General features: G+C 36.7%; 25 protein-coding genes and 2 pseudogenes. 19 read left to right on the plus strand and 8 right to left on the minus strand.

The features are described 5' to 3' along the window. Positions 1 to 42 precede the first annotated feature (42 nt). From JCM9157_RS07615 to JCM9157_RS07645, 7 genes and pseudogenes are all read left to right on the plus strand, one after another. Positions 43 to 1,226 (plus strand): annotated as a pseudogene (locus tag JCM9157_RS07615) (pyridoxal phosphate-dependent aminotransferase). A 122-nt stretch (positions 1,227 to 1,348) separates the two neighbouring features. Continuing rightward, positions 1,349 to 2,641 (plus strand): asparagine--tRNA ligase, encoded by a 1,293-nt coding sequence (gene asnS, locus JCM9157_RS07620; protein WP_035663547.1) that lies wholly within the window; start codon positions 1,349 to 1,351, stop codon positions 2,639 to 2,641. A 129-nt stretch (positions 2,642 to 2,770) separates the two neighbouring features. Beyond that, positions 2,771 to 3,478: a DnaD domain-containing protein gene (locus tag JCM9157_RS07625; RefSeq protein WP_035663548.1), complete on the plus strand. Its 708-nt coding sequence runs from the start codon at positions 2,771 to 2,773 to the stop codon at positions 3,476 to 3,478. Between the two features lie 22 nt (positions 3,479 to 3,500). Continuing rightward, a complete protein-coding gene (gene nth, locus JCM9157_RS07630; protein ID WP_035663550.1) occupies positions 3,501 to 4,154 on the plus strand; it encodes an endonuclease III in 654 nt (217 codons plus the stop codon). Continuing rightward, a complete protein-coding gene (locus tag JCM9157_RS07635; RefSeq protein ID WP_052013006.1) occupies positions 4,151 to 4,651 on the plus strand; it encodes a YpoC family protein in 501 nt (166 codons plus the stop codon). Before nth ends, JCM9157_RS07635 begins: the two co-directional genes overlap by 4 nt. A gap of 80 nt (positions 4,652 to 4,731) precedes the next feature. Further along, entirely contained in the window at positions 4,732 to 6,285 is a 1,554-nt protein-coding gene (locus JCM9157_RS07640; protein ID WP_035663551.1) for a dynamin family protein, read from the plus strand. Then, the gene (locus tag JCM9157_RS07645) at positions 6,282 to 8,300 is read left to right on the plus strand and encodes a dynamin family protein (RefSeq protein ID WP_035663552.1); all 2,019 of its coding nucleotides are present in this window, start codon (positions 6,282 to 6,284) and stop codon (positions 8,298 to 8,300) included. The genes JCM9157_RS07640 and JCM9157_RS07645 overlap by 4 nt, the downstream gene beginning before the upstream one ends. An 86-nt stretch (positions 8,301 to 8,386) precedes the next feature. Here the strand turns inward: JCM9157_RS07645 and JCM9157_RS25700 are convergent, their stop codons facing one another. The 3 genes from JCM9157_RS25700 to recU form a co-directional block, all read right to left on the minus strand. Further along, positions 8,387 to 9,304: a fibronectin type III domain-containing protein gene (locus JCM9157_RS25700; protein WP_052013007.1), complete on the minus strand. Its 918-nt coding sequence runs from the start codon at positions 9,302 to 9,304 to the stop codon at positions 8,387 to 8,389. Further along, positions 9,301 to 10,869 carry a transglycosylase domain-containing protein gene (locus tag JCM9157_RS23910; RefSeq protein WP_268870930.1) on the minus strand — a complete coding sequence of 523 codons (1,569 nt, stop codon included), beginning with the start codon at positions 10,867 to 10,869 and terminating at the stop codon, positions 9,301 to 9,303. Before JCM9157_RS23910 ends, JCM9157_RS25700 begins: the two co-directional genes overlap by 4 nt. Positions 10,870 to 10,986: 117 nt before the next feature. Continuing rightward, entirely contained in the window at positions 10,987 to 11,586 is a 600-nt protein-coding gene (gene recU, locus JCM9157_RS07655; protein WP_035663555.1) for a Holliday junction resolvase RecU, read from the minus strand. 158 nt (positions 11,587 to 11,744) lie between these two features. Between recU and JCM9157_RS07660 the strand changes: the two genes are divergently transcribed. Next, positions 11,745 to 12,689 carry a DUF2515 family protein gene (locus tag JCM9157_RS07660; protein ID WP_158318616.1) on the plus strand — a complete coding sequence of 315 codons (945 nt, stop codon included), beginning with the start codon at positions 11,745 to 11,747 and terminating at the stop codon, positions 12,687 to 12,689. 27 nt (positions 12,690 to 12,716) lie between these two features. Here JCM9157_RS07660 and JCM9157_RS25045 read toward each other — a convergent pair whose 3' ends face one another. Next, entirely contained in the window at positions 12,717 to 12,836 is a 120-nt protein-coding gene (locus JCM9157_RS25045; protein ID WP_201768896.1) for a spore protein, read from the minus strand. Positions 12,837 to 12,914: 78 nt separating this feature from the next. On the opposite strand from JCM9157_RS25045, the gene racA reads away from it, so the two are divergent. Then, positions 12,915 to 13,613, plus strand: coding sequence for a chromosome-anchoring protein RacA (gene racA / locus JCM9157_RS07665; RefSeq protein WP_235714848.1), 699 nt, complete (start codon positions 12,915 to 12,917; stop codon positions 13,611 to 13,613). 37 nt (positions 13,614 to 13,650) lie between these two features. Continuing rightward, positions 13,651 to 14,034, plus strand: a complete 384-nt coding sequence (locus tag JCM9157_RS07670) for a YppE family protein (protein ID WP_052013010.1) — start codon at positions 13,651 to 13,653, stop codon at positions 14,032 to 14,034. Positions 14,035 to 14,074: 40 nt separating this feature from the next. On the opposite strand, the gene JCM9157_RS07675 is transcribed toward JCM9157_RS07670, so the two are convergent. Both JCM9157_RS07675 and JCM9157_RS07680 read right to left on the minus strand, forming a co-directional pair. Beyond that, positions 14,075 to 14,704 carry a trimeric intracellular cation channel family protein gene (locus tag JCM9157_RS07675; RefSeq protein ID WP_035663556.1) on the minus strand — a complete coding sequence of 210 codons (630 nt, stop codon included), beginning with the start codon at positions 14,702 to 14,704 and terminating at the stop codon, positions 14,075 to 14,077. Positions 14,705 to 14,782: 78 nt separating this feature from the next. Next, on the minus strand, positions 14,783 to 14,983 hold the full coding sequence (locus tag JCM9157_RS07680; RefSeq protein WP_035663559.1) for a hypothetical protein: 201 nt from the start codon (positions 14,981 to 14,983) through the stop codon (positions 14,783 to 14,785). Between the two features lie 227 nt (positions 14,984 to 15,210). Here JCM9157_RS07680 and ilvA point away from each other — a divergent pair, with 227 nt between their 5' ends. The 3 genes from ilvA (at position 15,211) to JCM9157_RS07695 (ending at position 18,277) form a co-directional block, all read left to right on the plus strand. After that, positions 15,211 to 16,458 carry a threonine ammonia-lyase IlvA gene (gene ilvA, locus JCM9157_RS07685; RefSeq protein WP_035663562.1) on the plus strand — a complete coding sequence of 416 codons (1,248 nt, stop codon included), beginning with the start codon at positions 15,211 to 15,213 and terminating at the stop codon, positions 16,456 to 16,458. A 32-nt stretch (positions 16,459 to 16,490) separates the two neighbouring features. Then, on the plus strand, positions 16,491 to 17,396 hold the full coding sequence (locus JCM9157_RS07690) for a chemotaxis protein (protein WP_162831757.1): 906 nt from the start codon (positions 16,491 to 16,493) through the stop codon (positions 17,394 to 17,396). 245 nt (positions 17,397 to 17,641) lie between these two features. Continuing rightward, complete coding sequence (locus JCM9157_RS07695; protein WP_052013011.1) at positions 17,642 to 18,277, plus strand: YitT family protein; 636 nt, start codon at positions 17,642 to 17,644, stop codon at positions 18,275 to 18,277. A gap of 49 nt (positions 18,278 to 18,326) precedes the next feature. Here the strand turns inward: JCM9157_RS07695 and JCM9157_RS07700 are convergent, their stop codons facing one another. Continuing rightward, complete coding sequence (locus JCM9157_RS07700; RefSeq protein WP_052013012.1) at positions 18,327 to 19,412, minus strand: C40 family peptidase; 1,086 nt, start codon at positions 19,410 to 19,412, stop codon at positions 18,327 to 18,329. A gap of 147 nt (positions 19,413 to 19,559) precedes the next feature. Here JCM9157_RS07700 and JCM9157_RS07705 point away from each other — a divergent pair, with 147 nt between their 5' ends. From JCM9157_RS07705 to JCM9157_RS07730, 6 genes and pseudogenes are all read left to right on the plus strand, one after another. Next, a complete protein-coding gene (locus JCM9157_RS07705) occupies positions 19,560 to 20,084 on the plus strand; it encodes a type 1 glutamine amidotransferase domain-containing protein (RefSeq protein WP_035663564.1) in 525 nt (174 codons plus the stop codon). A gap of 7 nt (positions 20,085 to 20,091) precedes the next feature. Then, positions 20,092 to 21,015: a ribonuclease Z gene (gene rnz, locus JCM9157_RS07710; protein WP_035663566.1), complete on the plus strand. Its 924-nt coding sequence runs from the start codon at positions 20,092 to 20,094 to the stop codon at positions 21,013 to 21,015. A 52-nt stretch (positions 21,016 to 21,067) separates the two neighbouring features. Next, a complete protein-coding gene (locus JCM9157_RS07715; protein WP_035663569.1) occupies positions 21,068 to 21,328 on the plus strand; it encodes a DUF2524 family protein in 261 nt (86 codons plus the stop codon). Between the two features lie 193 nt (positions 21,329 to 21,521). Then, positions 21,522 to 21,824 (plus strand): annotated as a pseudogene (locus tag JCM9157_RS07720) (thioredoxin family protein); the annotation flags it as partial. An 18-nt stretch (positions 21,825 to 21,842) separates the two neighbouring features. Next, positions 21,843 to 22,280, plus strand: coding sequence for a BrxA/BrxB family bacilliredoxin (locus JCM9157_RS07725; protein WP_035663571.1), 438 nt, complete (start codon positions 21,843 to 21,845; stop codon positions 22,278 to 22,280). Between the two features lie 73 nt (positions 22,281 to 22,353). Beyond that, positions 22,354 to 22,776 (plus strand): peroxiredoxin family protein, encoded by a 423-nt coding sequence (locus tag JCM9157_RS07730; RefSeq protein ID WP_035663574.1) that lies wholly within the window; start codon positions 22,354 to 22,356, stop codon positions 22,774 to 22,776. Here JCM9157_RS07730 and JCM9157_RS07735 read toward each other — a convergent pair whose 3' ends face one another. After that, positions 22,777 to 23,499, minus strand: a complete 723-nt coding sequence (locus JCM9157_RS07735; RefSeq protein ID WP_035663576.1) for a metallophosphoesterase family protein — start codon at positions 23,497 to 23,499, stop codon at positions 22,777 to 22,779. It abuts the gene before it with no gap. Positions 23,500 to 23,520 lie beyond the last annotated feature (21 nt).

The following is a 23,520-nucleotide window of genomic DNA, read 5'->3' on the forward strand; positions in this document are numbered from 1 at the left end:
AGACACTATAGTGTATATATATAACTTGGGAGGGACGACAAAATGAAATTAGCTAAACGAGTATCTACATTAACACCATCTACTACACTTGCGATAACAGCAAAGGCCAAAGAATTGAAAGAACAAGGCCATGATGTAATTGGACTTGGTGCAGGTGAACCCGATTTTAACACTCCGCAATATATCATTAATGCTGCCGTTCGTTCAATGGAAGAAGGTCACACGAAATACACACCTTCAGCAGGCTTGCCTAAACTAAAAGAAGCGATTATCGGTAAATTTGAAAGAGATCAACAAATTACATATAAGCCGTCAGAAATTCTTGTTGGTTCTGGGGCAAAGCATGTTCTCTACACACTTTTTCAAGCAATTCTAGATGAAGGTGATGAAGTTATCATTCCAACACCTTATTGGGTTAGTTATCCGGAACAAGTGAAATTGGCAGATGGTAATCCTGTATACATCGAAGGGCTTGAGAGTAACGATTTTAAAGTAACTGCAGAACAGCTAGAACAAGCGATTACAATTAAAACAAAAGCATTTATTTTAAACTCACCAAGTAACCCAACAGGTTCTATGTATTCAGCTGAGGAGCTTCGCGAATTAGGGGAAGTTTGTTTAAAGCACGATATACTAATTGTTTCAGATGAAATATATGAGAAGCTTGTTTATGATGGTGCAACTCATACTTCTATTGCTCAACTTTCTACAGAGTTGAAAGAGCAAACACTTGTTGTTAATGGAGTGTCTAAATCTCACTCGATGACGGGCTGGAGAATTGGTTATGCTGCAGGAAATAAAGAGATTATCAACGCAATGACCAATCTTGCAAGTCACAGCACTTCTAACCCAACAACAAATGCTCAGTATGGAACTATTGCTGCATATACAGAGGATGATGGATCTGTAGAGCAAATGCGAGAGGCGTTTGAAGACAGGCTGAATCAGGTATACGAAAAACTTATTGCTATTCCTGGCGTTTCATGCGTGAAGCTAAAGGTGCTTTTTATCTTTTCCCTAATGTAAGTGAAGCAGTTAAATTAACTGGATTTGCAGATGTGGATACATGGGTGGAAGCTATTCTAGAAGAAGAAAAAGTGGCTCTGGTTCCAGGATCAGGCTTCGGTGCTCCGGACAATGTCCGTTTATCTTACGCTACTTCTCTTGACGCGATTGAAGAAGCTTTATCAAGAATTGACCGCTTTGTAAGAGCTCACACAAAATAAGTGAATTATTTCATTAATTTGAAGAGGCTGACATTTTGTTAGTCTCTTTCTATTCGTTGACTTAAAAAAATGCACAAGGTATAATGAAGGATGTTATACATAGTAGTGATGGAGGTAATAACGTGAAAACGACAATCGCAAAAGTAGGTTCATTTGTTGAACAAGAAGTTACAATTGGAGCTTGGTTAGCGGGAAAGCGATCTAGTGGAAAAATAGCTTTTTTGCAATTAAGGGATGGGACAGGCTTTATACAAGGAGTAGTCGTTAAGGCTGAGGTTGATGAAGAAATGTTCCAAAAAGCCAAAAATCTAACACAAGAAAGTTCATTATATGTAACAGGGATCGTTCGGGCTGATGAACGTGCTCCTTCTGGATATGAATTAACCGTTACAAAAGTTGAAGTTCTACATGAGGCAGTTGATTATCCAATTACTCCAAAGGAACATGGCACTGAATTTTTAATGGACAATCGTCATTTATGGCTGCGTTCTAAACGTCAACACGCAGTCATGAAAGTAAGAAATGAAATTATTCGTGCAACATATGAATTTTTCAACGATAATGATTTTGTTAAAATTGATCCTCCGATTTTGACGGGAAGTGCCCCTGAAGGAACATCAGAACTATTTGCAACAAAATACTTTGATGAAGATGCCTATTTATCTCAAAGTGGACAACTTTATATGGAAGCAGCCGCAATGGCAATGGGACGAGTTTTTTCTTTTGGACCAACATTTAGAGCTGAAAAATCAAAAACTCGTCGTCATCTAATTGAGTTTTGGATGATTGAGCCAGAGATGGCATTTGTTGAATTTAATGAAAATCTTGAAATTCAGGAACAATACGTAGCGTACATCGTTCAATCTGTACTGAAAAATTGTCAGCTTGAATTAAAAACTCTTGGTCGCGACATAAGCAAGCTTGAGGCAATTCAAGCTCCGTTCCCAAGAATTACGTATGATGATGCAATCACATTCTTACAAGAAAAAGGATTTGATGACATTACATGGGGTGATGACTTTGGTGCACCTCATGAAACGGCCATAGCTGAGCATTATGAAAAGCCAGTTTTCATCACTCATTATCCAACAAGTTTAAAGCCTTTCTATATGCAACCTGCGCCTGATCGAGATGATGTTGTCCTTTGTGCGGATTTAATTGCGCCAGAAGGGTACGGGGAGATTATTGGTGGCTCTGAGCGTATTCACGATTACGATTTACTTAAGAAAAATCTTGAGCTGCATAATTTGTCTCTTGATGCTTATCAATGGTATCTAGACTTACGTAAATTTGGATCTGTTCCCCATTCAGGATTTGGATTAGGACTTGAAAGAACAGTTGCTTGGATTTCAGGAGTGGAACATGTTCGTGAATCGATTCCTTTCCCAAGACTTTTAAATCGATTATACCCATAAAATTGATAAGGTTGACTTCATTTTGGTTTGTAGCCAAGGAAGTCAACCTCTTTTTATCCGTACAGTAAGGAAAAGGAAGTCCTTAAAAGGCGGTACACATGTTATAATAAAGGATAGAGGTGTTTGCTGATGGATCAGAACTTATTAGTGAAATGGACAAGCCAAAGACAACTATCCATACCAACATTATTATTAAAGCACTATAAACAATTAGGGATTAAAGAGGAGGAGCTCGTCGCGTTACTTCATATACAATCGTGTATTGAAGAAGGAGACGGATTCCCAACTCCAGAGTTCCTTAGTGAACGAATGACACTACAAATGAATGAGTGTGCAGATATGTTAGGAAGGTTAATCCGAATGAATGTTCTTTCCCTTGAAAAGAAGTGGGATGAACAAGGCATCCTTTTTGAATTTTTTTCACTTGAACCATTGTGGTTGAATTTAATTCAGTTTCTAAAAGGAGAACAAATAGAAGCTCAGGAACAAACAAAACAGAGTCAAGAAGGATTATTATATACAAAATTCGAAGAGGAGTTTTGTCGGCCTCTTTCCCCGATAGAAGCAGAGACGTTGTCTATGTGGCTTGATCAAGATAGTCATTCATATGATTTAATCATTGCAGCGCTACGAGAAGCCGTAGTATCAGGTAAATTGAATTTTCGCTATATTGATCGAATTTTATTTGAGTGGAAACGCAATGGGATTAAAACACTTGATCAAGCAAAAGCACACGGAGAGAAATTCCGTAAATATAACAATGCTCAAACAAAGCAGGAGCCGAAACGACCACGAGCTGATTCATATCCTTCTTTTAGCTGGCTTGATAAGTCTTAAAAAAAGACAGGGAGAGTAAATGATGCTATCAAAGAAACAAACAATAGAAGTGCTTGATGTTATTGCCAATATGTATCCAGATGCTGAATGTGAATTGGTACATTCAAACCCGTTTGAGTTAGTCATTGCTGTTCTACTTTCTGCTCAATGTACAGATGTTCTGGTGAATAAAGTTACACCAGGCTTGTTCTCAAAATACAAACAACCTGAGGATTATTTAGCTGTCCCTATAGAAGAATTAGAACAAGATATTCGCTCAATCGGTTTATTTAGGAGCAAAGCAAAAAATATAAAAAAACTTTGTCAGACTTTAATCGAAGAGTATAATGGAGAAGTGCCTAAAGAAAGAGATGAATTAGTGAAGTTAGCTGGAGTAGGAAGAAAAACGGCCAATGTCGTAACTTCAGTAGCTTTTGGCATACCAGCAATTGCAGTTGACACTCATGTGGAGCGAGTTTCGAAACGCTTGGCAATATGCAGATGGAAAGATTCAGTCTTGCAAGTAGAAGAGACGCTTATGAAAAAAATTCCCGAAGATCGTTGGTCGGATTGTCATCACCAATTAATTTTCTTTGGAAGATATCATTGTAAAGCTCAATCTCCGCAATGTGAAACGTGCCCTCTACTTGATGATTGTCGCGAAGGCAAAAAAAGAATGAAAGCTAGAGTAAAATGATTCATATACCTCCAGCTTTTCAACAGACATTATTTTATCCTAATCAACAATTAATTGCTCCTCCAAGTACAAAGGCTTCCTTTAAAGAAATATGTAAATCGATTCCTTTTTACTACGATTTAATTAATGTTGAGGATATACAAGCTAAAAAACATGAATTTATTCCACTAATTTTTCAATGTTGGGAAGAGGAAGAACTTATTTTAGTCAATTATTATCGAGAACGTAATCTAATAAAGGTTAAACCGATTATGACTACGATGCTAGCTGCGTTTATTGACACATTATTTTGGTTGAATAATAAACTAGTAGAAGGACTCAAGCATTTACCTTCTTGCATCAAGGAATTAGTTTATAAGCCAATAAATTGTATAGAAAGACTTGAATATATTCTTTCTGCACCGAGTCAATATCACGCTTTTATTCAATTAAAAGCTTTATTCTTAGAAATAAAAAAAATATATGCTAAATACAAACTGTTGGAACATAAAGAATAACAAAGGATCTTATTAAAGATCCTTTCATTTCAGACCGAAGAGTCTGAATACATAGATAGCTAAAGTGGGTGGGATAAGGGATGAGTAAAGCGTTAGATTCAATTGTAAAGGTTCATGAAATGACAGATAAAGAAGAAGAGAGACAACGGATTGTCAAAGAAAAAGTAAGCAAGAACCGATTTCAAGTTGCATTTTGTGGTCATTTTTCAGCGGGAAAGTCAACCATTTTGAATCATTTATTAGGGGCAGAAATGCTACCGACAAGTCCGATACCAACGAGTGCTAATATCATCGGTATTAAAAACGGCGATTTAGGTTTAAGTGTTCAAGCAACAACAGGGGAAGTGAAAAATTGGAATGGCGAAATTCCTTGGCAACGTGTGAGAGAATGGGGAATGAATGGGGGCGAAATTTCGTCTTTAACTATTCAAGCACCGTTACCATTTTTAGGTGATCATAGTACAATCTATGATACACCTGGTGTGGATTCTACCGATCCTACTCACCAAGCAGTAACACTAGAGGCCCTTTATACAACTGATTTTATTTGTTATGTAATGGACTATAATCATGTACAGTCTGAAACAAATTTAACTTTCTTAAAACAACTATCTGATGAAAAAAAACCTCTTTATTTAGTTGTGAATCAAATTGATAAACATGATGAACAAGAGCTTTCATTTCAAGATTTTGATCAATCAATCCGAGATACGTTTACTTCATGGGGGATAAATATTCTAATGCTCCGCTATACGAGTATGAAAGCGAAAGAACATCCACTTAATCAATTAAATCAATTTGAAAAAGAAATGAAAGCGATTTTATATCATGGCAACCAGCTACTTCCATATGCGAACCAACGGATACAGCAGGGGTTCTTTTTAAGTATTATTAAGCGACTAGAAGAGGAAAAAGAAGAAAGTCTAGACCAAATTAAAGAAGAAATGAAGCAAGAAGGCTTTTCATTAAGTCAGTTGGATGAGAGGCAACAATTGGCCGAGGATTATGAAAAAGCAATTCATGCCAAAAAAAGGTTTGAACAATTTTTTGAGAAAGAATGGCAAGCGATTGTAAAAGATGTAACGATCTTTCCGTACACAACAACGGAACTAGTTAGAAGCTGGCTTGAAAGCATTGAGCCTGGTTTTAAAGTTGGTTTTCTAAGGTCGAAAAAGAAGACAGAAGAAGAACAACAGCTAAGGTTAGAACGGTTAATCAATGAAACACAAGATAAAGTGAAAAGTCAGATTGAGTTCCATATGCACAAACTTTTTCTTTCTTTTGATTTATCTTTACTAACAAACCGTGAAGAGGTAGAGTCTGAATTAAGTAAGTTGCATTTAGAGATTACAGAACGATTCTTTAAGGATGCTGTTCAAGCTGGGCCTAAAAATAGAGAATATGTATATACTTTTACAAAGGATCGAACAGCTGCAATTATAAAAGAATTACGTCAAAAAGCAGCCTCAGTTATATTAGTTATGACTAAAGGTATGGAAAGTCATTGGGAAAAAGAACTTGAACAGCTAGAAAGAAAGCTAGATAAACTACATGAAATAGATGACTTTGTGATACAACTTACAAGAATTGATGACGGTTTTCAAGTAGCTATAGAGAAACACGAAGCCAAGTGAGCCAATTTCAAGATGCTGGAGCTTATGAACGAGTTATTTTTGAAACAATGGAAAAAAAGACTCCTAAATTTTCACTTTCCTCTTCGATAACAGCCATTGAAATGCCGAAAGAAACAGTAATAGATACTGATTGGCAACAGGATGAAGTTGAAAATACGGAGTTCGACCAACCGAAAGCTGACAATTGGATTACACAGGTTAGTGGTGTTTTAAATAAATATGTCGACCAAGAACAAATGAATTATGAAAGATCGATTCTACGTAATCGAATACAAAGATTTAAAGAACAATCATTTACGATTTCATTATTTGGAGCTTTTAGTGCGGGTAAATCAAGTTTTGCTAATGCATTGTTAGGAGACACTGTACTACCAGTATCTCCGCATCCAACGACTGCAACAGTTAACATTGTAAAAAAAGCAGAAGAAAATCATCCTTCTGGAACTGCTGTTGTTAAAGTAAAAACGAAACAACAACTAGATGCCGAGATCCAAGCGGTCGCTGAGCAGCTAGATGTTAAAGTGACGATAGCGACTCTTTCTTCTTGGAAAGCGGATCCCACTGTAACAACGAGTTGGCAAAAGACCTATCAATCTTATTTGATGACGTTAAAAAATAGTCTTGCAGAAGGTAAATGGACGCTTGGCACAAGTTTTGAAGTAACATTAAATGAACTACAACCATTTGTAGCAAATGAACATGATGCTTGTTTAATAGATGAAGTAACACTCTATTATAATTGCCCACTTACAGAGCAGGGAATTATTCTTGTTGATACACCTGGGGTTAATTCAATCCATGGAAGACACACAAATGTTGCTTTTAAGCAGTTAAGAGACTCGGATGCTATCTTCTATCTAACTTACTACAATCATGCGTTTTCAAAATCGGATCAACAATTTTTACAACAAATGGCCAAGGTAAATGAAGGTTTCAGAACGGATAAATTGTATTTTATTTTAAATGCGGCCGATTTAGCGAGTAGCCCTTTTGAATTAAACGGTGTTAGAAAGCATGTTTATGACCAATTAGTTCAAAATGGTTGGAATGAGCCACGTTTATATCCACTTTCCAGTAAAAAAGGGCTACAAGGAAAGCAAGAAAACGGGGATGGCGACGAATTATTTAAAAAGTTTGAGCAAGCTTTTTACGCCAAAACGATAACAGAATTAAAGAAATTAAGCTTTGATTTGTTAGGGGAAGAACTGAACCGTTATCAAACGATGTTGAAAAAGGGTCTGGAATATGCGACAGGAGAAGAACAAGGAAGAAAGCAAAAGCAAGCTGAAATGATGTCATTGATCAAAGCATGGCAAGAGAAATTAGCGGTCATCAAACCACTAGCAGCTTTCCAAACAAGTTCGCAGGAAGTTAGTGAATTATTCCTTTATTTACGTGATCGAGTACGCTATGTTCTTAGTGATCAGTTTTCAGAAGAGGTAAACGTGTCTACCATAACTGGCGCAAGCAAACGGGCGCAACAGCAAGCATTATTAACCTCATTGAAAGAGTGGAGAACTGAAGGGGAACATTTTATCAAACAAGAATTGCAAGCGACCTTTGTTCGGATTGAGATTGCTTTAGCAAATGCAATTGAGGATTGGGTAACAGAAACGGTAGATAGGATTCGTGTAGACTTTCCGGCTTTATCAGTCCCATTTGAACGTCAAAAATATGAACTGAACTCAAAGGTTGAACAACGTTTTATCACATTAGAATTAGAGGGCTATAAATCAAATTTTCAATCAGCAAAAGCTTTCTTTGAAGAAGGTCAAATAAAAAAATTAAAAGAAGAACTGGTTGAAAAAGGAACGGAACAAGTAGGGGGAGCTTTGCGTAAATTTGAACAACAGATGCAAACAGAGCTTAACCAATTGTTTGAGCAAGCTCTTTCAGAAGCAAAAAAGGTAATAAATGACGGTTTATCACGTGAGTGGCAGCGTTTTGAATCACTAAATGATCCAAAGCGTATCGAGTCACTAAAACAAGAATATAAAGATCTTACTAATATGTAGAGAAGATTTTTTAAGAATGTCGAAAATAAAACAATTGGAAAAGAGCATTGGATGAAATCCAATGCTCTTTCAATATTTTAAAGCTATTATTCTGTTTCAGTTTCTTCTTCATTTGTAGCTTGATCAACAGGATCATCTATAATAGGTTCTTCCTCGTCATCATCATCATCAACGATTTCTTCGAGAGGATCTGGAATGGTTTCTTCTTCCTCTTCGTCTTCTTCTATCTCTTCTTCGATTATTTCTTCTTCAATTTTAACTTCAACTGAAACAGGATCACTTCGTAATGAACTGTTATCATCTGAAATCGCTATAACACTGAAGACATAGCTAGAACCTGGTGAGACATCACTGAAAATATACTGCATCTCTTTTTTGCGGTCGAGTGTTTGAGTACTTCCACCATCAATTGAAACTTGGATCTCAAACGTTACACTCTCACGTTTGTCATCAGGATAATTCCATGTGACAATAATTTGGTTTGCAGATTCCTCGTAACTAGCCATCAGGTTAGTAGGGGGATCTAGTTCAACAAATTGTTCAGAAACACGGGTAGGTTCATTTCCTCTAACAAAAAGTTCTTGAATGATCTCGCTTTGCGGTGTCCAATCACTAGGCAAAAGGCCAGTTGACCGCTCAACGCCTACACGAACTACAGAATTAGGCATTGTAAAATCAGCTGTTTCTATATCGGCAGAAACATTTTGCATAATAGCTTTAAAAATTTGTTGTGCTGCTTGTCTAGAATTAGCACCACTAGGGAAGAAGTTATTGCTTGCATTTTCTGCGTTCCGGTTAAAACCTGTCCATACTGAGATTGTATAATTCGTTGTATAACCGGAGAACCAGATATCAGGAACTCCGCCTTCTGGTATACCAAGTCTTTCTCTTTCTGCTTGGTCAAAGTTAGTCGTACCTGTCTTACCTGCCATTGGTAACCCTGGAATGTTCGCGACACCACCGGTTCCATCTGTTACAGCAGTCTTTAACATGTCTGTGATCATATAGCTGTATAATCGCTCATTGCTAATGTAGGTTCAGGTTTTAAATTAATCACTCGGCCATCAGGAAATTCTATTTTTCGGACCGTATATGGCTCGGTGTAAGTACCGTTATTTCCAAAAGCAGCATAAGCTCCTGCTAATTCTTTTGTTGTAACACCTTTATTAAACCCGCCGAGACCGTAAGCTTCAGGCATTTGAGTTTCACCTTCTCGAAGTTGCTCTTCGATCGGAATACCTAATTTTTCTGCAAATGACTGAGCTCGGTCCACTCCGACCTCTTGTAATGCTTTAATCGCCGTTACATTTCTAGAGCGAGCTAGTGCCCGACGCATCGTTATAGGTCCATCATAAGAACGGTCAAAGTTTCGAATCGCATTTCGTTCACCAGTCGTATAATTATGAGGCTCGTCAGTGATGATACGAGCAGTAGGCCATTGTAAATATTCAATCGCTGGACCATAATCTAAAATAGGCTTAATAGTTGAACCAGGCTGGCGCCTTTCATCTGTAGCCAAGTTATACCCTCGTTGAAGTCCTGTATCTTCTCTACCACTACCAAGAGCCTTAATTTCACCCGTTTTTGTATCCAATAAAGTTACAGCAGCAGTGAAATCTTCATTTTCAGGATAAACACCTACAAACTCATCTGTTTGTAACACTTGTTCTACATGTTCTTGTGCTTTCACATCTAATGTCGTATAAACCTTAATCCCTGCATTATAAATATCGTTAATTGTAATGCCTTCCATCGCTTCTAGTTCTGTTAATACTTGATTGTAAAATGCTTCGTAAGGGTAGGCTTCACGTTCAGTTAAAACAATCTGATCTGATAATGGAATGGCTTTAGCAGCTGCAGCTTCTTCACTTGTAATTTTGCCATGTTGTTCCATTAAAGAGAGCACAAGGTTACGTCTAGATTCAGCTGCCTCAGGGTTTTTAGTTGGGTCATAAAAACTCGGTCGACGTGGGATCCCGGCAAGAAGTGCGGCATCAGCCAACGACAAATCTGCAACAGACTTATTAAAATAAGTTTGTGAAGCAAGTTCTACTCCGTAGACCCCTGAACCTAGGTAAATTTGATTCAAGTACATTTCAAGGATTTGATCCTTGGAATAACGTTGTTCTAATTGAATGGCTAAATATTGCTCTTGTATTTTTCTCGTTAATTTCTTTTCCTCATTAAGAAAAAGGTTTTTTACTAGTTGCTGTGTTATCGTGCTCGCACCTTCAGCACCAAATCCACTAGCTAAATTTGCCCGTACGGCTCCAAATAGTCGTCTAATATCAATTCCAAAATGATCGCGGAATCTAATATCTTCAACTGATATAAAAGCATCTTCAACAACTTGAGGAACATCATGAATACTTACATTGACACGGCGTTCTGTTGTTTCTAATTGTGAGACAAAAACATCTTGGTCATCATGAATTAATAAGCCTTGAGTGAGCATTAGTTTTTCCTCATCAAACTCTGGGGCACCTTGAATCATGCAAATAGTGTAACACCGCCAGCAATGATCATCAGTACAAATAGAACGAGGAAGCTGATGAATATTTTTTTCCATAACCCCTTTTTCGGACCTTTAGTTGATTTTTTTTGCCGAGCTTGTCGACGCGCTTGTCTTGTATTGTTCGTTTCATTTGACATCATATTTCTTCCTTTCCTAGCAGTCCATTTTTGTTTAAAAATAAACTGAATCAATTACCTTTAAATAGTCAATACGTGGCTGGTACCCAATTTTAATAAGAAATCCTAGCTTTTCAATATCAGCTTTTCGAATCGACTTTCGGGCATTTTCCTTTTGGTCGTAGAAATGTATTAAATCTTTTCCGTCAAGTAAGTACACCTCATCTGTGAGAGAGAACCTTAAGATAACGAACGTAATTCCATCTTGAGCTAGTACTTGTTTCATATGCTCAATTTGATGCGTATGAAAGTTTTGAAGAGGAAATGATTTTTTGTTTTTTGTTTCTTTCGCTTCAAAGTCCAGGTAGCGACCACGATACACACCATTGTAATCAGTAGTTGATGCTTGTTTGAAGTAAGCTTCTTTAATAACTGCTGCACTTCTCTTAGGGTAATCGACTTGAACAATTTGAACGGGTGTTGGTTTTTTATGAATGACGGCTTTTTTTCGCTGAAGATAAAATAAATTTGTTTCGTTCAAATCTTCCTCTAGTGTCATACCTCGATTGCTGTAGGTTAATTCTTTTTTTGGAGCTTGTTTCTGTGAGGATTCAGTTCCTGTAAACTTCCTTCCGTTTGGGTAACGTATCGCCATGTCACTCACAAACCTTTCCGAACATTATCTATCATGAATGGAATTAGTTAGAACTGAAGACAGTATAACTAGATTCCATCACATAATCTTACCATAAATAGACACTTATAAGATATATGATTTTATGTAAAATCATTGAACAAGGAAGAAGGATTAATATGTTGAAGGAAAAAAAGGCTGAAATTATCAATAAAGTTAGACTGGGTAATGTCGATAATATTTCACGTACCGTATTTTATGAACATTTTTATAGAGAGCATCCTGAAATAAAATGGGCATTGCTAGCTGGTATGGTTTCTAGAAATGCCGGCTGGAATATGACGGATTTAAAAAGTAAATGGTTTCAAACTATATTAACTCCAGATTACCAAGAATTATTATTTCAAACTTTTGAGCGTGCTAATTGGACGATCTTTGCTGATGCTTATCCACAATTACTTTGGTATGAATCTGAAAAAACAAGAGAAAAGCCTCGGTTTGACTTATTAAAACAGCTTGGTGTCTCGAAATTTATGCAAAACGAATGGCAATATTTTATGGACCATCTCGATGAGGACAGGCTTTGTACAGCATTAATCGTAAATGAACAACATATGATCGAAGAAACAGTAATGAAATACCCTTTGTATCGAGACAAAGTTTTTTCTTCTTTGCTCTATAACTTGGAAGAGTTTGCACACATGAGCTATGTACTGTTTCCGACACTAGAAGGAAAGGTATACGGATTATATGTTCGAGACTTTAAAAAGGTTAAAGCGCGAATTTGGTTAGGGAAGCAATTAAAACAAATCTTGTTTGATGAAAGTGTTTTTAATTCTATATACCAATTCTCAATTCAAACACCCCCAACCGGTTCAAGGCAAGACTATCAACAATATATGATGTGGAGTACTCGTAATAACAGTCCTTGTTTACGTGAAGTATTCCCTGTCGTAAAACATCATTGGGAAGATAAGAAAGACTGGTCTAATGATGTCTCTAACCCTGAATATTACTTCTATAAAATAAAGAAACTAGTTCCAAAAGAACGAACAAATTGGCTGCAACGTAAATGGTTCGAATTATATGTTATTCAAAAACTAAAAAGGATGACTTCAAGTTGATTTTAACTTGAAGTCATCCTTGTTTTATTATTCTGCTGGACGATTAGGCCCGCCAAGCTTTTTATCACCAGTGTAACCTTCTTGTCGTTGTTGCTTCGTCTTATCGTGTGTGTTGTTTTCATTTTGTTGTTTGTTAGCTTTATTCAATGGAATACCTCCTTCATTGTTTGTTCTAATTTAGTATGCGAGACGATAGCTGACAACATGCATTAGAAGTAATAACAAATGTTAACAAGTTTTGTCAAAAAACGAACCTCTTTAACGGTGATGACGGATATTTCCACTTTCTTTGACGAATTAATTCTAGTTTTGTCAAGAGGAGAGGGGACAGAAGGGATGGAAGCGAATCTTAGTAACAACAAGAATAATTGGGAGGTTTGTAAAATGGAAATGACGATGAAAACGAAAGAAGTGTCAGAAATTTTAGGTGTGAATCCAACAACTGTTCAACGTTGGGCAAAATATTTTGATTTAGTATGTGAAACGAATGAAAATGGACATTACCTATTCACTGAAGAGCATGTTGATATTATGCGAGGAGTTCAGAGACAACTACAACAAGGGAAGAGAATGAAAGATATTACAATCAATGGAATGGAAAGCCCGAAGACGATTGAACGCAGTACAAATATCGAAACAGCTTTATACGAGGGGAAACTAGAGGAAGTAATGAACAGGGTCCAAGAACTGGATCATAGGTTATCTCAGAAAGCTGATGAAGTCGTAAGTTATCAGTTGTTAAAACACCGCTCTGAACTAGATGACATGATGAAAATGATTGTTACATTAGAAGAGCGATTAACTAAAATGGAATCTAAGATGCAGCCAAGAGAAGAGTCTGAGGAAAGAGAATTGCCAATGGTAGTTGGGGGAAATGTCTCAAGAAAAAAATGGCGTTCTTTCATGCAGATGTTTTCCTTTTAATGTCGTTTTTTGTTAAGATGTGAGCGGAGGTGTTTACATGCAAAAAGATGACCGTTCCAGCTTAATGAATCTTACAAATGAATTATTACAGTTAAATAAAGAAGCAGAAATGTATTACCTGAAAGCTAGAGGTGAAGAAGGCGAAGTTGATTTTTTTGGTGTTGTTAAGCCTTTTGCTGAAAAAGTGGCAGAGACAAGAAGGCTTTGGTTACCTTTAGCACAAGCGTTTATTCAGGAAGAGAAACCGATGCATCTTCATCCTAGTCAATTGGTACAAACTGAAGATAACCTTGAGATTGTTGCGATTAAATCTTTTTATAAAGAAACGAGTTTAAAAAGGCAAATGGAGACTTTTAAATCGGTCGAGTATGTATTAAAACAATTAACATCAGCATTAAATCAAGAAGAAAAAGAACAATAACTGTTGAGATGTCTCAACAGTTATTGTTCTTTTTTTATTGTTAGTGAGCACTGTTATTAAGGTTTTGACCAACGATAATGGCTCTTTTAGGTAATTGCCATTTAAAATACACAGATAACATTCTTAACGCGACGACCCCTATAAAAAGTAAAATCAATCCGATAGTTCCAGATACGATGTGCAAGCCAATTAGGACACCAGAGACCATCGCCCAAACTACGTAAATCTCCTTTTGTAAAATAAGTGGCTTTCTTCTTGCCAACAAATCTCGAACCACTCCTCCGCCAGCGCCCGTTAATGCAGCTGCAACAATAACTGCAGACAAAGGGTGACCCATCTCTGTTGCATAAAGAGCCCCTTGTATGGAAAACGCAGCAAGACCTATTGCGTCAAATAATAAAATAATTTTAGCCCAATGATGTACAAATACATTAGGGAAAATAAAAGCAACGCTCATCACAATTAAGGCAATGGTGAAAAGAGAGCCTTGCTCCCACAGAGCAGAAACTGGCACACCAATTAAAAGATTACGGATTGCACCTCCCCCAAAAGCAGTTACTAATCCTAGAATGTAAACTCCCATTAAATCATAATTTTCTTCCATCGCTACAAAAGCTCCACTAAGAGCAAAGGCAACTGTCCCAACTATCGTGAAAATCTCCCAAGTCATGTTTCTCTCTCCTAATAAAATAATATCTAAGCACAGAAAAAAACGCGGACAATGAAAACCTTTGTCCACGTTTACTCCTTAGCCGTTATCTCGAAACGAGAAAAATGCCATCACAATAAGTGTTAGTATTGAAAGGATTGTTAATGTTACCATTAATAATCCAGATGGTTCAGCATGAGCTGCATCTTCGGCACCACCGCCACCAGCTGCAAGAACCTGTCCAGGAACAATTACAAAAGCCAAAACTATAGCAGATAATAAACGAATCATTCTTCCCATGATCAATCAACCCTCCTTGAATAAAAAAACAGATTTATCTTGTATGTATCTGTTAGTATCTTCTCTATTATAGTTAGGTCAATTTAAATAATCAATCATGAAAAATGTAGAATTTAATAACATATACAACAAGTTACCGTTCTAGAGGGGTTACGCAATTGCCAAGGGTTATGATAAGATAACAGTATTAAATTTTGAAGCCAGTTTGAAGTGAAAGGATTAAGTCTATGGGAACTGTTTATATTGAGGATATTATTATTGCTAATCAACGTTTAAAAGACGTGGTCACTCATACACCTTTACAGTTAAACCAAGTGTTATCTGAAAGGTATGACTGTAATGTATATTTAAAACGAGAAGATCTACAGGTTGTACGTTCATTTAAAATTCGGGGGGCATTCCACCAAATTTCAAGTTTATCAAAAGATGACTTAAACAACGGGATTGTTTGTGCGAGTGCAGGAAACCATGCACAAGGTGTTGCGTATTCTTGTAGAACTCTTCAAATTCACGGGAAAATCTTTATGCCTTCTACGACTCCAAGGCAAAAGGTTGATCAAGTTAAATTCTTTGGAAAAGAATTTGTGGAAGTTGTGTTATCTGGGGATACATTTGATGACTCATTTAACGAAGCGATGAGCTACTCAAATGAGCACGAAATGGCTTTCATACATCCTTTTGACCAGGAAAAAATTGTCGCTGGACAAGGAACTGTTGGTATGGAGATTATGAATGACATTGAAGAAAATATTGACTATTTGTTTGCATCAATTGGTGGGGGCGGATTAATAAGTGGGTCAGGCACTTATATTAAAAGTATTAGTCCTCATACGAAAATTGTTGGTTGTGAGCCTGCTGGAGCACCAGCAATGAAAGAATCTTTAAAACAAGGAAAAGTGATTGAACTAGATAAAATCGACAAATTTGTTGATGGAGCTGCTGTAAAAAAACCAGGAGAAATTCCTTTTGAGATTTGTCAAAATATTTTAGAAGATATCATTTTAGTACCAGAGGGTAAAATTTGTACAACCATTCTTGAATTATATAATCAAAATGCAATAGTTGCAGAGCCAGCTGGGGCGATGCCAATTTCAGCATTAGATTTTTATAAAGATGAAATAAAAGGGAAGAATGTTGTATGTATCGTTAGTGGAGGTAATAATGATATTGGCCGGATGCAAGAAATGAGAGAACGATCGTTGATTTATGAGGGATTACAATATTACTTTATTATCCAATTCCCACAAAGAGCAGGTGCTCTTAGAGAATTCATTCAAGAGGTTGTTGGACCAGATGATGATATAACTCGTTTTGAATACACGAAAAAGAATAATAAATCCAATGGACCTGTGTTGCTTGGAATCGAGCTCAAGAGTAGAGACGATTATCCTGGTTTAGTTAGTCGTCTAGACAAAAAAGGATTTGATTATCAAGAGATCAATAAAGATGAGAGTCTATTTCATCTACTTATTTAAAACGGATGTTTCTATGAAGGAGGAGTTCCTAAGTGAATATAGATAAAGGGATTTTGCTTGAGAGTGGAACGAACGAACTAGAAGTCATTGTTTTTCAAGTTGGGACAGGAACATTTGGCATTAATGTTATGAAGGTAAGAGAAATCATCCAAGCTCAGCCTGTAACAGCTCTACCTAATTCACATCCTCATATTGAAGGGATTGTGCGCTTGAGAGATGAAGTTCTAACTGTCGTGAATTTAATGAAAGTACTTGGGTTCCAGCCATCAGAGCAGCCAGAAAACGATAAGTTTATCGTATCTGAATTAAATCAAATAAAAGTTGCTTTTAGAGTTCAAAATGTATCTAGAATCCACAGAATTTCGTGGGAGCAAATTGAAAAGCCAAATGAGCTTTCACAAGGTTTAGAAAGTTTATCGACTGGTATTGTGAAAATGGACAATCAAATGATATTATTACTTGATTTTGAGAAGGTTGTAGTCGATATAAATCCTGACAAAGGAATTAATGTTAACCAAGTAAAATCTTTAGGGAAAAGAGAACGAAGCCATAAAAAAATAGTTGCTGTAGAAGATTCAACAATGCTTCGAAAATTATTGCACGAAACACTTTCAGAAGCAGGGTATGATCAAGTTACTTTCTTTGACAACGGAAAATCAGCTTGGGAATACTTAACCTTTACTAAAAATGAACAGACTGACGTAAAAGAGGAAATTCAGCTTATTATTACTGATGTTGAAATGCCGCAAATGGACGGACATCATTTAACGAAGAGAATTAAAGAAGACGAACAATTAGCAGATATTCCAGTTGTCATTTTTTCTTCATTAATCTCAGAAGATGTTTACCATAAAGGTAAAGGTGTTGGAGCGGATGGACAAATAAGTAAGCCTGAGATAGTAAAGCTCATTCAATTGATTGATCAGTTAATTTTATAAAGGAAAAAAGAATTTTGTGTTGTTATAGACACTTAATTCTTTTTTTGTTTTGTAAACAGAAAGCCTTATGATTAAAATTTGTTGTATAAAAAGCTGTATATTTTTTGCGAGGAAATATAACAAACGCCATAAAATTCTACTTTTCTGATAATTCAGATGAATAAAAATTCACTTATATGCATTGACGTATTCTTTATTTTCGCGTATCGTTTAAAGAGTAATAGTCTAATAGGAGGTGTAGAAAAATGGGTGAACGTTTAAAAATGGTTTCGTTGGTTTTACTAGGTCTGGTCTTAACTTCGCTTGGATTGAAATTCCTTTCAATTCATGAGTTAACGTTTGGAGGAACAGCAGGACTTGCGACAGTTTTAACTTTTATGAGTTCATGGTCGTGGGGTGTGCTGTTTTTCTTAGTCAATCTTCCTTTTTTCTGGATGTCCTTACAAAAGCTCGGAAAGTGGTTTACGATTTCTAGTTTTATGTCGATTATTGGTATTTCTTTAATTCGTGATGGCTTAGATGTTTTGCCTTTTTTCTCCGTACCAATTTGGCTTGCAACTGTTCTAGCCGGGTTATGTATCGGATTTGGGGTTACCCTTGTTTTAAACAATGGGTCATCTTTAGGTGGAATTCATATCCTTGCTTTATATCTTGATCAAAAGTGGAAATTAAACAGAGGGGTTACCATTTTTGTTTGTGATCTTTCTATTATCATTTTTGCAGCCTTTCTAGTTGGATGGGGGAATGCTTTGTTGTCTGTTTTTACAATCTTTGTAGCGAGTACCATTATTGGTAGATATAAGAAATCTCCGATTAAAGTAACGGAACAGGAACAAGAAGAGTTTAGTGAAGCGCGCTCTCGTTCAATAAAGGAAGCTTAATAAATAAAAGAGGAAGGTACCATATTATAATGGCACCTTCCTCTTTTTGTTAGAAACGTTTCGCACCTATGTAACGCTGTGACCAATAGGCTTGATCTAATGAGGCGGTTGTAACGCCTGTTGATGAGCCAGCATGGATAAATGTTCTGTTACCTAAATAAATTCCTGCATGAGATGGACCGCTTTTGTAAGTGGTGAAGAAAACGATATCTCCTGGTTTTAACTGAGAAACATTTTGTCCTTTTTGGTAGAGGTCCTGCGTAGTGCGAGGAGTACTTTTACCGTGTTGTTTAAAGACATATTGAATAAAACCACTACAATCAAAACCAACGGGTGATGTACCACCCAAAATATAAGGAGTTCCCTTAAGTGATGAGGCTGTTTCTGTAATAGCTAATTTTGTCTTTGGAGCGGTTTCTTTCGTTTCTTGTACAGATGTAATATTAGTTGCTTTTTGTTCTGGCGCTGTTACAATTTTCTCTTTGTTGGTTAAAGCTGCTTTCGTTTCTGGTCCGACAACCCCGTCCGCTTGTAATCCGTGAGTTTGTTGAAAAAGGATAACGGCTGCTCTTGTCTGTGCTCCATAAATTCCGTCTATCCCTTCATAATAATTAAATTCAGCTAATAACTGTTGTATTTTTTTGACTCGTTCACCACGATCTCCTTGACTAAGTATTTGCTTTGATTCTCCTTTAATTGAAGAAGATGTATGGGTGTTTGTTAGGGCTTTCTCGGGATCATTACCTTTTGCTTTAATTGTAATCCCTTCATTATGATCCGTTAGATTTATTTGAACATCACTGGCGTGTAAAAGGTGGCCAATCGTTTGGGGACCAGCAATTCCATCAACAATTAGGTCATGCTTTTTTTGATATGTAACTACGGCTTGTTTAGTAAGGACACCATAAATTCCATCTTGTCTTCCTTTATAGTAGTCAAAAGCTCTTAAGTAACCTTGAATTTCTGAAACCTGTGAACCTTTTGAACCGAATTGAAGTATTTGATTAACTTGAAGTGTTTTGTCTCCGTAAACAGGTTTTGTAGATGCTTCAACTTTAGTATCGGCAAGTGACATCGATAAGGCGGTTCCAAACATCGCCGATAAAATAAGGGTACTTGTTGTTTTTGATTTCACGATGATTCCCTCCTGTTGTAAAAGTTGATTGCTAATATATCACTCATTTTATGTGGAAACTACTTCGCTAGAACTGGCTATTTCTTTTTGAAAGTTATTTAGACATGTTATACTTATCAAAGGAAAAATGAGTTAGGAGTGATTGTAATGCGTCTTCATAATAAAAAGGTTATCGCCATTGTCGATGAAGAATTTGAGGATTTAGAACTATGGTATCCGATTATGCGTTTGCAAGAAGAGGGTGCTCGAGTTGATTTAGTTGGAGCTGAAAAAAACAAGAAATACAAAGGAAAGTATGGGGTCCCTGCCACTTCTGATTTCGCTTACTCTGAAATTAATCCAAGCGAATACGATGGACTTTTAGTTCCGGGAGGATGGGCTCCTGATAAACTCCGCCGATATCAAGAAGTGTTAAACATCGTGAAAGTAATGGATGAAGCTAAGAAGCCAATTGGACAAATATGTCATGCTGGTTGGGTATTGATATCTGCAAAGATTTTAAATGGGAAAACCGTAACAAGTACACCTGGAATTCGCGATGATATGGAAAACGCAGGAGCTACGTGGATTGATGAAGCTGTTGTAGTCGATGGCCATATTATTTCAAGCAGAAGACCTCCAGATCTTCCACCATATGCAAAGGCTTTTGCCGATGCCTTAGCTAATAGGTAGGTGGAGTATGGAATTTCATTTTTTAGGTACAGGGTCTGGAGTGCCTTCAACAGCTCGAAATGTAAGTAGTCTTGCAGTACGCTTTTTGCAAAAAAAAAGCACACAATGGTTGTTTGATTGTGGTGAGGCAACGCAACATCAAATTCTTAAAAGTCCAATTACATTATCGAAAATTGATAAGATTTTCATCAGCCATTTGCATGGGGATCATTTGTTTGGATTGCCCGGGTTATTATGTTCTCGTTCGGCTCAAGGAGCAGTTACTCCGTTAATCATTTATGGACCTATTGGAACTGAACAGTTTGTTGAAACGGCTTTAAAAGTATCCAAATCATATTTGAGTTATGATCTATCTTTTATTGGTGTGGAAGAAGGGATCGTTTATCAAGATGACTCCTTTCTCATTGAAGCGATAGAATTAGATCATGTGATGCCAAGTTTTGCTTTTAAGATAACAGAAGCTGATAAACCAGGTTCACTAAAGGTTGAAGAATTAGTTAAATTAGGAATTAAACCAGGTCCAATTTTTCAAAAGTTGAAAAATGGAGATGAAGTGCTACTAGAAGATGGACGTAAAATCAATGGCCAACAGTATATTACTGATAAGAAAAAAGGCCGAAAAATCGTAATTGCAGGTGATACTCGACCACTTCAAAAAATGAAAGATTTTGCTAAAGAAGTTGATTTATTAATTCATGAAGGAACTTTCCTAGCAGAAAAAAAAGAGCATGCTAATCAATTTGGTCATTCCACGATTGCAGATGTAGCGGTATTAGCTAAAGAAGCCAATGTGAAAAAGTTAATCATAAACCATATAAGCTCTCGGTATGCTGGAGATGAAGAGTTGTTAGAAGAAGAGGCAAAAACAATTTTTAACGATTCGCTTATTGCTTTTGATTTTATGGTTTATAAGTTAATGAATAACGCTTGATTAAGATGCGCAAAGTAAGATCAGGAATTCAACAATTGTAGGAGGAATGATCATGGCAGAGCGCACTCAAGTGGCACAGTTTCTTGAAGAGGTAGAGATGACATTACTAGGAGCTCAGAAAGTCTTTGACGATTCTCAAAGAGTGGAGGCAGGAGATCCTGAGGAATATACTCATATGCAAATGCAATTACAAGAAATGGATCAAGAATTAGAAACTCTTTTACGGGCTGCTGCACCAGAACAACGTGATGAGTTGTACCGGGCTCAACTTCAAGTTCGTCAAATGCAAAATCATTATATTATTAAACGTTAATTAAATAACTGTTTCTGGATGACTAAAGTTGGTTGTTAATCTTTAGTCATCCCTTTTTTAGTTGTTTCGGATACTTTATTGTTGAATAAGTGGGAAATTAAAGCAAATCATTTCAGTTTCTGTTAAAATAGAAGTGATGAAATGAGGGAAGAAATATGGAGGCTATCACCAGTAAAAGCTTGATCAAAAATTAGTAAGTCGTGATCGGCTAGTTATTGTGTTTGTCTACACACCACTTTGTGGAACATGTAAACTAGCAGAGAAGATGCTGAAAGTTGTTCAAGCTAGCTTTGATTCATTGCCTATATACTCTTTAAATATTAATCATTCACCAGAGTTTGCACAAAAATGGAAAATAAAAAGTGTACCGTGCTTACTTGTGTTCCAAAAAGGGTTAGGTGTTGAATGTCTTTATGCATTTCAATCAATTGCAAATGTTCATGAAAAACTAAAGCCTTATGCAGTTGCATGGTCTTTACAAGAAAATGGAAAGTGAGAAAGGGGAAAAACGAAGATGTCAATGGCTTATGAAGAATATATGCGCCAAGTTGTTTTACCAATGAGAGCAGAATTAACTGGAAATGGTTTTAAAGAATTAACCACGGTGGAAGAAGTCGATCAGTATATGGAACAAGCAGAAGGAACGACTCTTGTCGTTATTAACTCTGTTTGTGGTTGTGCAGCTGGACTAGCAAGACCAGCGGCAGTAACTTCATTACAACATGATCAAACACCTGATCATCTTGTAACGGTGTTTGCAGGGCAGGATAAAGAGGCGACTGCGCAAATGCGATCGTATTTCTCGGAAATCCCACCATCTTCACCGTCGATGGCGTTATTAAAAGGAAAAGAAGTTGTTCACTTTATTCCAAGAGAACAAATAGAAGGTCAAGCACCAGAAAATATCATTCGTAATTTAGCCTTAGCTTATAATGAACATTGTAGTAAATAAATGAAAAAAGGTGACTCTATTAGAGTCACCTTTTTAAATGTTAAACACAAAATGCTGCAAAGGGGAGAAGGAAATGAAACAAGCACCCATGTTTAGCTTACCTTCACAACAAGATGGATCGGTTTGGTCTTTGGAGAAAGCTTCTAGCAAAATTACGATGATCACTTTTTGGACCTCGTGGTGTCCTGATTCGCAAAAAGATTTACTCGCTAAACAAAAATTGTTTGAATCCTTACATTCTAATGAGATGGAAATGGTTATGATTCATGTAAGTGGTCGTGACCCTGATGTTAACCTTAGTCAATTCCTTGGAGAAAACCATTTTACATTTCCTGTTTTATTAGACGAAGGTACAAAGGTTTATGATCGTTATCATTGTATGGGGGTTCCAACAACGGTTCTTGTGAATACAAATAAGGATATTGCTTTTGTATATCACGATAAATCGACCATTATGGATATCATGAATGGTGTTGCATCCTTACTTAATGAATAATTAAGGTCTTACTCCGTAGAAGATAACACGCCCCATCGTTTCAATATTCGGATAGCCACCTTGTTTATAGATTTCTACGACGTGTTCACGGTTATAAGGGACACGATGGATATGGAGACGGTGTCTACCTTCTTCAATGTCAGCAATTAAATAGGAGGCAAGGGGATGACCATCAAACGGCATTCCGACGCTTCCTGTGTTTACGACATTTTTTCCATGCATCGATCTTATAAATGGATGATGGATATGACCATAAACATAAAGATCAGCTTCATCACGTTGCATAATCGTTTCTTCAATTTTAGCTGTTTCATCAGCTAAAACTACATCAAATAAACTATCTGGTGTGGCATGAAAAGCGTGTACAATTGAATCAAGTCCATCTTCAAGTACTAATTCTGTTGGAAGGTTTGCCAAGTAGGCTAAGTCATCTTCATCTAGACGTTGAAGTGTCCAGTCTCTTTCTTGATTCATTATTTCAATGGCGTTCGCGGGGACTTCATTTTCTTTTATTCCACGAACGAGCCATTCGTCCGCATTACCCTTAATTACTTCTGCGTCTAAGCTTCTAATAATATCTAACACGCGCTTAGGCTCTGGACCGCGGAAGCATAAATCACCCAGAAAACATATTTTATCTACTTGGTGAAAGCGTACGTCTCTAAGTACCGCTTCTAACGCGGTAGCGTTTCCATGAATATCAGATAAAAAAGCTATTCTCATATGAAAAAACCCTCCCTTTTT

Source organism: Halalkalibacter akibai JCM 9157 (genome assembly GCF_000513135.1).
Lineage (GTDB): Bacteria > Bacillota > Bacilli > Bacillales > Bacillaceae_D > Halalkalibacter > Halalkalibacter akibai.

Excerpts from the sequence above, each read along its gene's own strand:
- JCM9157_RS07660 (WP_158318616.1), top strand. The coding sequence starts at position 11,745 with ATGTTGAAGGAAAAAAAGGCTGAAATTATCAATAAAGTTAGACTGGGT.
- JCM9157_RS23910 (WP_268870930.1), bottom strand. The coding sequence starts at position 10,869 with ATGGAAAAAAATATTCATCAGCTTCCTCGTTCTATTTGTACTGATGAT.
- JCM9157_RS07730 (WP_035663574.1), top strand. The coding sequence starts at position 22,354 with ATGAAACAAGCACCCATGTTTAGCTTACCTTCACAACAAGATGGATCG.
- ilvA (WP_035663562.1), top strand. The coding sequence starts at position 15,211 with ATGGGAACTGTTTATATTGAGGATATTATTATTGCTAATCAACGTTTA.
- JCM9157_RS07680 (WP_035663559.1), bottom strand. The coding sequence starts at position 14,983 with ATGGGAAGAATGATTCGTTTATTATCTGCTATAGTTTTGGCTTTTGTA.
- recU (WP_035663555.1), bottom strand. The coding sequence starts at position 11,586 with ATGGCGATACGTTACCCAAACGGAAGGAAGTTTACAGGAACTGAATCC.
- JCM9157_RS07670 (WP_052013010.1), top strand. The coding sequence starts at position 13,651 with ATGCAAAAAGATGACCGTTCCAGCTTAATGAATCTTACAAATGAATTA.
- JCM9157_RS07635 (WP_052013006.1), top strand. The coding sequence starts at position 4,151 with ATGATTCATATACCTCCAGCTTTTCAACAGACATTATTTTATCCTAAT.
- JCM9157_RS07705 (WP_035663564.1), top strand. The coding sequence starts at position 19,560 with ATGCGTCTTCATAATAAAAAGGTTATCGCCATTGTCGATGAAGAATTT.
- JCM9157_RS07640 (WP_035663551.1), top strand. The coding sequence starts at position 4,732 with ATGAGTAAAGCGTTAGATTCAATTGTAAAGGTTCATGAAATGACAGAT.
- JCM9157_RS07625 (WP_035663548.1), top strand. The coding sequence starts at position 2,771 with ATGGATCAGAACTTATTAGTGAAATGGACAAGCCAAAGACAACTATCC.
- JCM9157_RS07735 (WP_035663576.1), bottom strand. The coding sequence starts at position 23,499 with ATGAGAATAGCTTTTTTATCTGATATTCATGGAAACGCTACCGCGTTA.
- JCM9157_RS07695 (WP_052013011.1), top strand. The coding sequence starts at position 17,642 with ATGGGTGAACGTTTAAAAATGGTTTCGTTGGTTTTACTAGGTCTGGTC.
- JCM9157_RS07725 (WP_035663571.1), top strand. The coding sequence starts at position 21,843 with ATGTCAATGGCTTATGAAGAATATATGCGCCAAGTTGTTTTACCAATG.
- JCM9157_RS25700 (WP_052013007.1), bottom strand. The coding sequence starts at position 9,304 with ATGATCACAGACATGTTAAAGACTGCTGTAACAGATGGAACCGGTGGT.
- JCM9157_RS07675 (WP_035663556.1), bottom strand. The coding sequence starts at position 14,704 with ATGACTTGGGAGATTTTCACGATAGTTGGGACAGTTGCCTTTGCTCTT.
- JCM9157_RS07715 (WP_035663569.1), top strand. The coding sequence starts at position 21,068 with ATGGCAGAGCGCACTCAAGTGGCACAGTTTCTTGAAGAGGTAGAGATG.
- rnz (WP_035663566.1), top strand. The coding sequence starts at position 20,092 with ATGGAATTTCATTTTTTAGGTACAGGGTCTGGAGTGCCTTCAACAGCT.
- racA (WP_235714848.1), top strand. The coding sequence starts at position 12,915 with ATGTTAACAAGTTTTGTCAAAAAACGAACCTCTTTAACGGTGATGACG.
- nth (WP_035663550.1), top strand. The coding sequence starts at position 3,501 with ATGCTATCAAAGAAACAAACAATAGAAGTGCTTGATGTTATTGCCAAT.